This is a genomic window from Lacticaseibacillus mingshuiensis (assembly GCF_016861785.1).
Classification (GTDB): Bacteria; Bacillota; Bacilli; order Lactobacillales; family Lactobacillaceae; genus Lacticaseibacillus; species Lacticaseibacillus mingshuiensis.
The window spans coordinates 279,517-291,271 of record NZ_BOLS01000001.1 but is presented as its reverse complement, the minus strand read 5'-3'; the positions used below and the strand labels follow the sequence as shown (position 1 = coordinate 291,271).

At 57.6% G+C, this 11,755-nt stretch carries 11 protein-coding genes; 9 read left to right on the top strand and 2 right to left on the bottom strand.

Going from position 1 to position 11,755, the window contains the following annotated elements; all coding sequences use genetic code 11:
* The first annotated feature begins 72 nt into the window (after window positions 1-72).
* The 9 genes from JUE67_RS01275 to JUE67_RS01235 all read left to right on the top strand — a co-directional run bounded on the left by JUE67_RS01275 (window position 73) and on the right by JUE67_RS01235 (window position 9,041).
* A complete protein-coding gene (locus tag JUE67_RS01275) occupies window positions 73-393 on the top strand; it encodes a DUF898 family protein (RefSeq protein ID WP_203625968.1) in 321 nt (106 codons plus the stop codon).
* A 106-nt stretch (window positions 394-499) separates the two neighbouring features.
* Window positions 500-892 carry a GntR family transcriptional regulator gene (locus JUE67_RS01270; protein ID WP_203625966.1) on the top strand — a complete coding sequence of 131 codons (393 nt, stop codon included), beginning with the start codon at window positions 500-502 and terminating at the stop codon, window positions 890-892.
* Entirely contained in the window at window positions 876-1,769 is an 894-nt protein-coding gene (locus tag JUE67_RS01265; RefSeq protein ID WP_203625964.1) for an ATP-binding cassette domain-containing protein, read from the top strand. Before JUE67_RS01270 ends, JUE67_RS01265 begins: the two co-directional genes overlap by 17 nt.
* The gene (locus tag JUE67_RS01260) at window positions 1,762-2,781 is read left to right on the top strand and encodes a hypothetical protein (RefSeq protein ID WP_203636930.1); all 1,020 of its coding nucleotides are present in this window, start codon (window positions 1,762-1,764) and stop codon (window positions 2,779-2,781) included. The genes JUE67_RS01265 and JUE67_RS01260 overlap by 8 nt, the downstream gene beginning before the upstream one ends.
* Before the next feature lie 276 nt (window positions 2,782-3,057).
* Window positions 3,058-4,344 (top strand): GTPase ObgE, encoded by a 1,287-nt coding sequence (gene obgE, locus JUE67_RS01255; RefSeq protein WP_203625960.1) that lies wholly within the window; start codon window positions 3,058-3,060, stop codon window positions 4,342-4,344.
* A gap of 43 nt (window positions 4,345-4,387) precedes the next feature.
* Window positions 4,388-6,379 (top strand): acyltransferase family protein, encoded by a 1,992-nt coding sequence (locus JUE67_RS01250; protein ID WP_203625958.1) that lies wholly within the window; start codon window positions 4,388-4,390, stop codon window positions 6,377-6,379.
* Window positions 6,380-6,951: 572 nt separating this feature from the next.
* On the top strand, window positions 6,952-7,896 hold the full coding sequence (rnz, locus tag JUE67_RS01245; protein ID WP_203625956.1) for a ribonuclease Z: 945 nt from the start codon (window positions 6,952-6,954) through the stop codon (window positions 7,894-7,896).
* The gene (locus JUE67_RS01240) at window positions 7,893-8,681 is read left to right on the top strand and encodes an SDR family NAD(P)-dependent oxidoreductase (protein WP_203625954.1); all 789 of its coding nucleotides are present in this window, start codon (window positions 7,893-7,895) and stop codon (window positions 8,679-8,681) included. Before rnz ends, JUE67_RS01240 begins: the two co-directional genes overlap by 4 nt.
* 9 nt (window positions 8,682-8,690) lie before the next feature.
* A complete protein-coding gene (locus JUE67_RS01235) occupies window positions 8,691-9,041 on the top strand; it encodes a lipopolysaccharide assembly protein LapA domain-containing protein (RefSeq protein WP_203625952.1) in 351 nt (116 codons plus the stop codon).
* Window positions 9,042-9,183: 142 nt separating this feature from the next.
* On the opposite strand, the gene JUE67_RS01230 is transcribed toward JUE67_RS01235, so the two are convergent.
* The gene (locus JUE67_RS01230) at window positions 9,184-9,888 is read right to left on the bottom strand and encodes an MIP/aquaporin family protein (RefSeq protein WP_125696881.1); all 705 of its coding nucleotides are present in this window, start codon (window positions 9,886-9,888) and stop codon (window positions 9,184-9,186) included.
* A 34-nt stretch (window positions 9,889-9,922) separates the two neighbouring features.
* A complete protein-coding gene (glpO, locus tag JUE67_RS01225; RefSeq protein ID WP_203625950.1) occupies window positions 9,923-11,749 on the bottom strand; it encodes a type 1 glycerol-3-phosphate oxidase in 1,827 nt (608 codons plus the stop codon).
* Between the last annotated feature and the right edge of the window lie 6 nt (window positions 11,750-11,755).

Genomic DNA, 11,755 nt, shown 5'->3' with positions numbered 1-11,755 from the left:
GTCGTTAATTAAATAGATTGCTTTTCGGCCCTGCGTGGATGACAATCAAGTCAAACACGGAGGGCTATTTCTATGGAAGAAAAAAACGGACGCATCTCATTTTTCGATGGCGGGCTCTTGAGCTACATCGGCTGGTCGCTGCTGGGCGGGCTGGTCACGATCGTCACGCTGGGAATCTGTTACCCTTGGGCGCTGTGCATGCTGTATGGCTGGAAGATCGATCACACAGTGGTGGAAGGGCACCGGCTCCATTTTTCCGGCAGCGCGATCGGGCTGTTTGGCAATTGGATCAAATGGCTCCTGCTGACGATCATCACCCTTGGCATTTACAGTTTCTGGGTGTTCATCAAACTGGAGGACTGGAAGGTCAGCCACACGAGTTTTATCGACTAACCACCACGCAAAACGGTCATTCGAAAAAGAATGGCCGTTTTTGCTTGCCTTCGTCGGTGTACTATGTATAATAGTACACGTAAGACACAGGGAAGGAGGCCCACCGATGGACGATCAGCAATTCAGTCATCTCGCGTACTACGAGCGGCTGGTCCTAGATGTCAAACAACAGATCACAACAGGCGTTTTGCGCCCCGGCGACAAATTGCCGTCGGTCCGCGAAATGGCGCAGCAAGTCAAACTTAATCCCAACACGGTCGCCAAGGCGTATAAACAGCTGGAGGCGGATCATGTGGTCGAGATGCGGCCGGGGCTCGGGTCATTTATCGCCGAACCCGATGACGCCGCGCAGCAGGCAGCCGCCAATGTGGTACGCCCCAAGGTGGAGGCCGCGGTGCTGGAGGCCTGCGCCGCTGGGGTCAGTGAAGGCACGGTGCGAGGGTGGCTCGCGCAGATCTATGCGCGGCAAGGAGGACAAACAAATGGAATTGACCGTTGATCATTTGGGACTCGCGATCGCAGGCAAAAACGTGCTGCAAGATGTCAGTTTTCGCTGGCAACAAGGGCAAGTGCTTGGCCTAGTCGGGCGCAACGGGGTGGGCAAGACGACCTTGATGCGGACGCTGACCGATCAGTATCGCGCGCAACAAGGCGGCGTTTTTTTGGGTGATGCGGCGCTTTGCCACCATCCAGCCCTGCGCCAGCAGCTCCTATACATCGACCCCGTCAACTTATTTTTCAAGCACAACACACTGGCGCAGATCAGCCGCTATTTTGCGGAGACATATGAGCAGTTTGATGCCGGCCGGTTTGCCAGGTTGGCCGCCGACCACGATCTTCCGATGGGCAAGCAGTACGGCGAGTTGTCCAAGGGGTACCAGGCCCTGGTCGTGATGGCGCTGGACCTGGCCAGCAACGTGCCGTTCGTCTGCCTGGATGAGCCGTTTGATGGACTGGACCTGTTCATCCGCGAGGCAATCGTGAAAAATGTGATCGCAGCCGTCGCCAATGAGGACCGCAGTTTTTTGATCGCGTCCCATGACTTGCGTGAGCTGGACGGGTTGGCGGACCGCGTGCTGTTTTTACGGAACGGAACGATCAGCCACGATTACGACTTGGAGTCGCTGCGCGAAAAAGCGGTGAAGTTGCAGCTGGTGTTCAAGGATGCTGAGATTCCGCAGGTGGTGCGCGTCCACGGCCAGATCTTGAACGTACGCGGGCGGGTGCTGGAGGTCCTGTTCAAGGATTACGACCCGGTCGTTGAGGCGGCGGTCAAGGCGGCCGAACCGGTCCTGGCTGCGCCGCTGCCACTTGAGCTGTCGGATCTGTTCCGCAGCGAATACCAAGACAATGAAGGGGAGCGGGTCCATGGGTAAGATGATGAAAGTGATGTTCCGGCGCCATCGTCCGGTGCTGCTCTTGTTGTTGGGCGTGATGTTGGTGATTTGGGGCGTGTCGTTTGCCGAGGCCGTCAGCAGTTACCATGAGATAGACCACTTCACCCCGACAACGGTCGCCGAGTACAAGCGGGACAATCCCGGCGTGACGACAGCCGAGGCGAAGCGGGAGATCCCGAAGATGCGCAAAGCATCCCTGAGCTACTATCCGCAAAGCACCATCGACAAATTGGGCTGGGCGCCTACTGGTAATTTTGTGCAATCCGTCGACCCAGTCTGGCTGATCGCGGTGGTCGTGGTGGGTCTCATTTGCACCGGATGGGATAGCTTGAGTGGGTTTGACCGCTTCCTTTTTGGCCTGGGCCGACGCAAGGACGCGTACTGGAGCCGGTTGAGCGTCTATGGCGGTGCGGTCGCCCTGTTCACCTTGGTGCGGTATGCGCTGGACATGGTTGGCATGCCACTGGCCGTCGGAGCAACGTATGATGAAATGACGCTTTTTTCGGGCGTGGCACTGATTGGGCTGAATGAATTGTATGCACTGAGCTGTTTTCTCTTTGCCGCGGTGGTGGCGCTGCTCTTCGGGAACTTTGTGGCGATCGTCTGCGCACCGCCGCTCCTGCTTTCGCTTGGTTTGGGGGCTTTCGCGCGCGTGGATCACTGGTTGGTTCAGCTTGGCCTCGGCCCGGGCGGCGAACGTTTCTTCCTTTATATGCTGCTGGTAGTCGTCTGCGGGATCCTACTGTGGCTGGGCGAACGCCTGTATCGCTCGCGAAGTGCGGAATTTGATGGGCACTTCCTGACCACGCCGCGCCTGTATTGGCCACTGTTTGGCCTGAGCTGGGTCGCGTTTATTCTCGCGCTGCTGGATTCGTTATCTTGGACGCGCTGGGGACTTTTAGTGCCACTGCTGTTGCTGGTTGCCGGCATCGTGTTTGGCATGCGCGGGCGGCTGCACGGGCGCTTTGGGCGATGGCTGGCGCGAATCTAGGCGATAGGGGCTGACGCTGAGCCGGCAGCCGGATGTTCTGGCACCATGTTAAGAAAAGAAGGGAACTGGGCGCGTTTTGCTCGGTTCTCTTTTTATCTGCAAACGGTCTAACAGAATTGTTACAAGTTTATGACAAACGGCCGCCCACGCCGGCGTTCTGGCTGGTATAATAGACCAAGAAAAGTGGCGAGCAGGTTTGATTGCAATTGCCCGCTGCATCACGTACGATGAGAGCATTGTAAATTTGTTGTGCAAAAGTGGTAAAGGAGGCGCCCGATGTTCGTTGATCAAGTAACAGTCGAAGTTCAAGCCGGAAAAGGCGGGGATGGAATGGTGGCATTCCGTCATGAAAAGTTTGTGCCATTTGGTGGCCCGGCCGGCGGTGACGGCGGGCGCGGCGGGAGCATCATTCTTTATGTGGATGAGGGCTTGCGCACGCTGATGGATTTTCGCTACCAGCGGCATTTTCACGCGAAAAATGGTGGCAATGGCCAAGGCAAGCAGATGTATGGGGCAGCGGCGACGGATGTTCGGCTGGCTGTTCCGGGCGGCACCACCGTCTTTGATGCCGACACGCATGAGCAGCTCGGCGACCTCGTGAATCCGGGGGATGAAGTGGTCGTTGCGCGCGGCGGCCGTGGCGGGCGCGGCAATGTGCATTTTGTCTCGCCGAAAAATACGGCACCTGAGATCGCCGAAAATGGGGAACCCGGCGCGCATCGCTATGTCACGCTGGAACTCAAGGTACTGGCCGATGTCGGGCTGGTTGGCTTTCCGTCTGTCGGCAAGTCGACCCTGCTGTCCGTGGTGACCTCGGCGAAGCCAAAAATCGCGGCCTATCAGTTCACCACCCTGGTGCCAAACTTGGGCATGGTGCAACTCGATGACGGGTCTGATTTTGTGATGGCCGATCTGCCAGGGCTGATCGAAGGGGCGTCCAATGGCGTTGGGCTGGGTTTCCAGTTCCTGCGTCACGTGGAGCGGACCCGGGTGATCTTGCACCTGGTCGAAATGGATCCGGATAATGGCCGCGACCCGCTGACCGATTACCAACAGATCCGCCAAGAATTGAGCACGTATGATGACACGATTCTCGAGCGGCCGCAGCTGGTCGTCGCGACGAAAATGGATCTGCCAGGGGCAACGGCGCGATTTGCCGAGTTCAAGGCGGGGCTGCTCAAGGATGGCGTGCCGGAAGATCACATTTATCAGATCTCCAGCATCACCCATGATGGCGTGGCGCAGCTGATGCAAGACACCGCCACGGCGCTGAAGAACGCACCTGCCCTGCAGCCGAAGTCCAAGGCCGTCCCGGCGGATTACGTGTTCCAGCAAGACGAAGACAAGATCGAGATCACCCGCGACGAATACGGGACCTTCATCTTGTCGGGCAAGAAGCTTGAAAAAATGTACCAGATGGCCAATCTGGACCACGACGATTCAGCGTTGCGGTTCGCACGCCAATTGCGGAACCTTGGCGTTGACGATGCGCTGCGGGAAGCGGGCGCCAAATCCGGGGACCTTGTGGCGATCGATGATTTTACATTTGAATTTGTGGAGTAAGGGCGTTTGTCTTTGTGATTTTTGGAGTTGAGGATGGTGGCGCATGGCAACTAACACAAACGCAATTCGCAACAAGCCCAAGCGGCGTTACATCAGAGGGTTCGACGGCCTGCGCACGCTTGGGGTGATCGGCGTTATTTTGTATCATTTGAGGCCGGATCTTTTTCGCGGCGGCTATTTGGGCGTGCCGATCTTCATGGTGGTGTCCGGCTATCTGATCACGGATGGTCTCCTGATGGAATACGGCCGCACGCATCGCATCGACCTCAAGCTATTTTTCACCAAGCGCATCAAGCGCCTTTATCCTGGGTTGATCGCGGTGCTGTTCGCCACCAGTGCCTATATCGTGCTGTTCCAGCAAAATCTTTTGCACAACTTGCATCTGATGGTGGCCACGAACCTCGCGTATGTGTATAACTGGTGGCAGATCTTGAATGGCCAGTCCTATTTTGCCCGGTACGCAGATGGGGAGTCGCCGTTCACGCATTTGTGGACGCTATCGATCGAAGGGCAGTTCTACCTTGTCTGGCCGTTTCTGGTGCTGGCGATGCTCTATCTGATCAAGCATCGCGAGCAGATCTTCAACGTCGTGTTTGTGCTGGCGGTGGTGTCTGGCGTTTGGATGTTCGTTTTGTACCACAACACCGCCAGTGGCGCGAACTTTGATCCTAGCCGCCTGTATTACGGCACGGATACCCGCGCGTTTTCCATTTTGCTCGGGGCGGCGCTGGCCTTCTTGTGGCCAAGCGCCAAACTGTCAGAGTCGATGCCAACGACCAGCCGGCTGTTTTTGGACGGGGTGGGCACGGTGTCGCTGGCCGGCATGCTGGTGATGGTGTTTTTCGTCGATTCGCAAAGCGCCTTTCTGTACGAAGGGGGGATGTTCCTGTTTTCCCTTTTGACGATGATGCTGGTCGCGGTGGTCGCGCATCCGGCCGCGCATTTTGACCGGCTGCTGTCTAATCCGGTGTTCAGCTACATCGGCAGTCGCAGTTATGGCATTTATCTCTACCAGTTTCCGGTCATGATCTTCTTTGAGAGCCGCTTCCGCGATGTCGCCGACCATCCGGTGCTGTATCCGGTGATCGAGGTGGCGATCATCTTGGCGCTCACGGAGCTGTCGTATCGCTTCATCGAGCAGCCAATCGCGCATTTTGATTTTCGGCAGACAGGCGCCTACCTCAAGGCCCTGGTCACGCCATCTGGAAAAATGCGGATCAGCCGCCGGGTCGTGTCCTATCTGGCCTTGATCATCCTGGCAGTCGGCCTCGTCGGAGTCGCCAAGGCGCCTGGGGCAAAAGACACCGCGGACGACTCACCACTGGCGCGCCAGCTGAAGAAAAATAAGGCGGACGAGAAGCAAAAGGCTAAGGAACTGGCTGCGGCGCGGTCAAGCATCGCGGCGGCCCGCTCTGAGTCCGAGTCGATCGCCAAGGACAAATCGGCTTCGATCTCGGTTTCACAGTCACAAAGCCGCGCGGAGGAATCCAAGGCGGCCGAGCACCCCGTGAACCAGGACCTGCAGGCATATGGCTTGACCCAGGTGCAATTGCAGCGGGCACAGACGATCGGCATCACCGGTATCGGCGATTCGGTCATGCTGGATGGCAAACCGATTCTCCAACGTATTTTTCCCAAAGCCTTCATCGACGCCACGGTCTCGCGGCAAATGGTCGATTCGATCAGCACCGTTAAGCATTACGCGGCAACCGGCGCGCTGGCGAACATCGTGCTGATCGGCCTGGGCACCAACGGCCCATTTTCCACGGCGCAGTTCGACGACATGATGCAGGCGATCGGCAAGGACCACCAAGTCTTCTGGATCAACGTGCACGTGCCGACCCGGACCTGGCAAAATGACGTCAACGCGACGCTGGCCAGCGAGGCGAAAAAGTATCCGAACCTGACCGTGATCGACTGGTACGACTACGCCAAGAGCCACCGCGATTGGTTCTACGACGACCTGGTCCACATGAACCCAACAGGCAACCCATACTACGCAAGCCTGGTCGCCAAGGCGATTCTTGCAAAATAGGGAATGGAACGCGAAAAGCCGACCTGGCAGAAATGCTGGGGCGGCTTTTTTGAATGTTTAGGGGCGGAACGGTGAACTGTCAAGCTGATATGCGGCTGGCGGTGCGTGATTTTGTAGACACAATACAGGCATTGAGGCTCAGTTTGGTAGCCAAAAAATTCCGCATATGGCTAAGTGTGTATAAGGCCTGACGACTAGAGTGAAGGCTGTTCTATTGAGTACTAGTGTAAAGATGGTTTGAGGATTATACCTGAGGGTGTGCGGAGGCCAGAAATGGCTCGCTTCGCATGTCTTGGCGTAAGGCATGAATGCCTTACGCCAAGAGCAAGCCCCCTCGTCGGTGTTAGCGGCGTGCCGCTTACACCGAAAGCAAGCTTTATAACCGCGTTCTTTGCGGGCATAAAGTTGCTTGTGCGCTCTACTACGGTCGCCAGCCAATTTATGGCCGACGCCCACCCGCGCGCATCTGCGAACTGAACCACCGCAATACGCGCACACCATCCCGCGCCCCTACGCACCCTGTTTTTGTGATAAACTGTGTACAGACTGTACGATAGAATAGGAAGAACTCTATGGAAATTTTATTTTTAGGGACTGGGGCGGGTTCACCGTCCAAGGCCCGCAATGTCTCGAGTCTCGCGCTGACGCTGCTCGATGAGCGCAATGAGGTGTGGCTGTTTGACTGCGGCGAAGGCACCCAGCACCAGATCCTCAAGACCGCGATCAGGCCGCGCAAGGTGACCAAGATCTTCATCACCCATCTGCACGGCGATCACATTTTCGGCCTGCCGGGCTTTCTCGCGAGTCGGGCCAATCAAGGCGGCGAAGAGCCATTGACGATCTACGGGCCGCCGGGCATTGAGCGGTTCGTCAAAACGAGTTTGGCGGTGACGCAAACACGCCTGCCATATCGGCTGGATTTTGTTCTGATCGACAAGCCTGGCGTCATTCTCGATGACAAGACGTTCAAGGTGACTTGCGGCGAACTCGCGCATCGAGTGCCATCCATGGGTTTTCGCATCGAGGAAAAACCGCATCCGGGTGAGCTGCTGGTATCCAAGCTCCAAGACGCAAAGGTGCCGGCCGGGCCGCTTTACGCGAAGCTCAAGGCGGGCGAAACGGTGACACTGCCAGACGGCCGGACGCTGGATGGCCACGACTTCATCGGTCCTGCGCAGCCAGGCCGGACGATCGCGATTTTCGGGGACACCCGGCAGACGAAAGAGGCCGAGGTGCTGGCCAAGGATGCGACGGTGATGGTCCATGAATCGACGTTTGGGCCGGACGAGGCGCCCCTGGCTCGCCAATACTACCACTCGACGAATATTCAGGCGGCCAAGATCGCGAAGGCGGCTGGCGCGCATGAGCTTCTGCTGAATCACATTTCCGCGCGTTACATCGGCAAGGCTGCGCTGGAATTGCAGCGTTCGGCGCAGCGCGTCTTCAAGAATACGCGGGTGGTTCATGATCTTCAGGAAGTTGCCATTCCATTTGAAAAGAGGGTGAAGCAGCGATGAAACGTTTGGAAAAACAGATCGTCGTCGTGACAGGCGGGTCGTCAGGTCTGGGGAAGGCAATCGGGCTTGAAGCCGCCAAACAAGGGGCCACGGTGGTCTTTTTGGCCCGGCGGATGGCCGCGCTAAAGGAAGCACAAGCCACTGCGACCGCATTGTCTGGCCGCCCGGCGTATGCGTTTGTCTGCGACGTCGCCGATCCGGTGGCAGTCGAAGCCGTCGCGGCGCGCATTGCCCGTGATGTCGGCCCCGTCGACGTGCTGGTCAATGCGGCGGGCTTTGGCCATTTTGAAAATGCGCTTGAGACGAAAATGAGCACGGTCGAGCAGATGATGCGCGTCAACGTGTTGGGGACGATGTACATGACGCGCTTGATCGGGCGAGGCATGGTTGAACGCGGCCGCGGCCACATCATCAACATCGCCTCCATGGCAGGCAAGATCGCGACACCGAAATCCGCAATCTATTCCGCCTCTAAATTTGCGGTGGTCGGCTACAGCAACGGATTGCGGCTTGAGCTGCGGCCGCATGGGGTGCGGGTGACCACGGTCAATCCGGGGCCCGTCAACACCGCCTTTTTCCAGGTCGCGGAGGCCAATGATTATCTGCAGAAAGTCAGCTTCATTGTGCTCGATGCGGATAAACTGGCGCGCCGTATCGTCTATTCCTTTGGGTTGCCGGTCCGCGAGATCAACACGCCGCTGATCATGGCGGCGGCCGCCAAGTTCTATGACCTGGCGCCACATGTCGGGGACTTTCTCGCTGGCACACTCTTCAATCGAAAGTAGGGTCTGGGTATGAAAAATCAGCAACGTCTCATCGTCGGCCTTGTGCTGGCGCTGGTATTGATCATTTTTGCCGTCCTGAATGGGCAGGCCGTCGCCGTGAATTTCTTCGGCGCCCAATTTTCCTGGCCATTGATCGTTGTGATCATCGTGTCTGTCTTGATCGGTGCTTTGATCACGTTCCTGGTGTCGAGCACCAGCATGGCGAAAAACAGCAAAGCGCTGAAGGCGGCAGAAGCCGTTGCCGCCAATGCGAAGGCTGAACAGGACAAGGCAGTCAAAGCGGCCACCGAAAAACTGCAGGCGCAAGTGACTGCGCTGCAGCAACAGGTCGCAGACGCAACGGCTGCGGAAACAAAGTAGGCTTTATTTGAGAGAATCAAAAAAGAACCAAGGCAATCGCTGCCTCGATTCTTTTTTTACCTAATAATTCGCGGTCGCGTTGCCAAGTCAGTTGCGCCGACGGACCCCTGTCGGTCAGCCGGCCCAGCACCTCGATGAGCGATCAGATCAAAACGAACAGGCCAGCGCCAATCACGCCGCCAACCAGTGGGCCGACGATCGGGACCCAGGAGTAGCCCCAATCGGAGCCGCCCTTGTTGGCGATCGGCCAAATGGCATGGGCCAACCGCGGGCCGAAGTCTCGAGCCGGGTTGATCGCGTAACCGGTGGTCCCACCAAGAGACAGGCCGATCGCGGTGATCAGAACGCCGACACCAATCGGGCTGAGGCCATCCGTCCATTTGCCTTTTGCAAAGGCGAGCAGGACGAAGACCAGGACTGCGGTGCCAAGCGTTTCGCTAAAGAAGTTCCAGAACGGCCGGCGAATTGCTGGGCCGGTGGCAAAGGTGCCCAAGATCGCGGCTTTGTCGTCCGTGGCCGCCCAGTGCGGGTAGTAGTGGAGCCACACGAGGGTCGCCCCAACGAATGCCCCAAGGACTTGCGCGATGATGAATGGCAACACACCTGCCCATGGGAACCGGCCGATGACGGCAAAGCCCAGGGTGACAGCCGGGTTCAAATGCGCCGGGCCGAGAAAGGCGGCGGCATAGACACCCAAGGTCACAGCCAAGCCCCACCCCAGGGTGATCGCGATCCAGCCGGCGCCTTTTGCCTTTGATTGATTCAGGGACACGCCGGCGACCACGCCATCACCCAGCAAGACTAAAATGAGCGTGCCAATAAATTCACCCAATGCTTGAGTCATGATTGTTTGTGTCATGAGAATTCCTCCATAATTTCAACTATTTCAGTGATTTCAGCGCACTTTCGTCGATCGCCTGGTGCAACGCAGCGGCTTGGGCGGCTGTCTCCGCGTCATCCCAGTCAAGCAGGCGGGCCATTTCGGCGACGACGGGCTCGGTCAGTTGGGCTAACTGATCGGCATGGAACAGAATCGCGTTGGTCCGGCGCAGCAGGTAATCCACCGGCGTCAGCGTCATTTCCTCGTTGACGGAATAGCGCAGGCTGGCAGTTTCCTTGAGCGAGAGCCCAGCGGCGGCCCCGTCTTCAGCATACGTGATCACGCGGCCGGTATTTGAGCCGAAGCGGTTTGCCAGATCTAGCGCATCTGCTGCCGGAATGCCGGCATCTTGAGCAATGCGGCTGAAGAAGCCGATCGATTCATCGACATTGGTCGGGTCAAAATGGCCACCGGAAACTTGCAATTTGGTCGAATCGACCTCTTTGACTTCTTGCCCATATTGTTGCTGGAGCAAGCGGCGCACCAGGGCAAGCGCCCCGGCCGCCATTTTCCGATAGTCGGTGATCTTCCCGCCAGCTAGCGTCAGCATGCCATCTTTTTCAGTGGTGAGACTGGACCCACGGGAGACTTGCGATGGGGCAAGACTTTCCTCGGCATGGGCGGTCTGCAGATCTGAGATGGCCTGTTCAACGTCGCGGCGGGTGGCGTTTTTCGCGTTATAATCATCGACGACCTGTATCAACGATGCGAAGCTCTCATCGGACACGCGGCCGGTATTTGCGCCGCCGCCATTGTAATCCGAGGAGCCGTTTGCCGCGATCAGGGGACGCAGGCCGACCCAGCTGGCCTCGATATCCGCCAGCGTGACATGGGCCTCCGGGTACCGGTTGTTCAGCGCGAACAGCAGGTAGTCGACGTCAGCCTGGTCGACGGTCGGATGCTGATAATCGCCGTGGAAATCGGTGTCGGTCGTGCCAAAGTAGGTCTTGCCTTCGCGTGGCACCACGAAGATCATCCGGCCGTCATCATGTCCCGAGTCAAAATACGTCGGTTGCGGGACCTTGAGCTTGGCTTCGTCGATCACCAGGTGTACGCCCTTGGTCGGCCGCAGACGCGGGGCATGATCGAGGTCATCGTCTTCGGCACGGAGCTGATCCACCCATGGACCGGTGGTGTTGATGATCAGCTTGGCGTGAATGTCGAAGGCCTCATCGTTCAGCAGGTCCTGCGCTTGCAGGCCGATCGCCTTACCATTATCATCATGCAAGATGCCGGTGGCCTTCACGTGGCTGGCGATAAGCCCACCGAGCTCCGCGGCCTCCTTGATATTTTCAATGACCAGGCGCGCGTCATTGTTGACATAGTCGAGGTAGACGCCGCCGCCTTGCAGCTTGTCCTGCTTTAAGTCAGGCTCGCGCTGCAATACTTCGCTTTTCGAAACGGTGTAGTTGGCATATTGCGAGCCGGTGACCCCAGCCAGCTCATCGTACAGGTTCATCGCGATCTTGACGGAAAAAAGGTCAAACGTTGCCCCAGGTTCGTCATAGATCGGCATCAGCATCGGAAATGGCCGCGGAATATGCGGGGCGATGCCTTGCACCACTGCGCGCTCTTTGACGGTATCCGAAACGACGCCCACGTCGAAGGTCTTCAGGTAGCGAATGCCGCCATGGACCAGTTTGGTCGAGCGAGAAGAGGTACCTTCCGCGAAATCCTGCATCTCGATCAGCCCAGTTTTCAGACCACTGGCTGCGGCTTGAATCGCGACACCTGCACCAGTGATGCCACCGCCGACGATCAAGAGATCCAGGTCCGTTGTCTTCAATGCGTCAACTGTGTCTTGCCGTGTTTTCTTTGAAAATGTCATATCTTC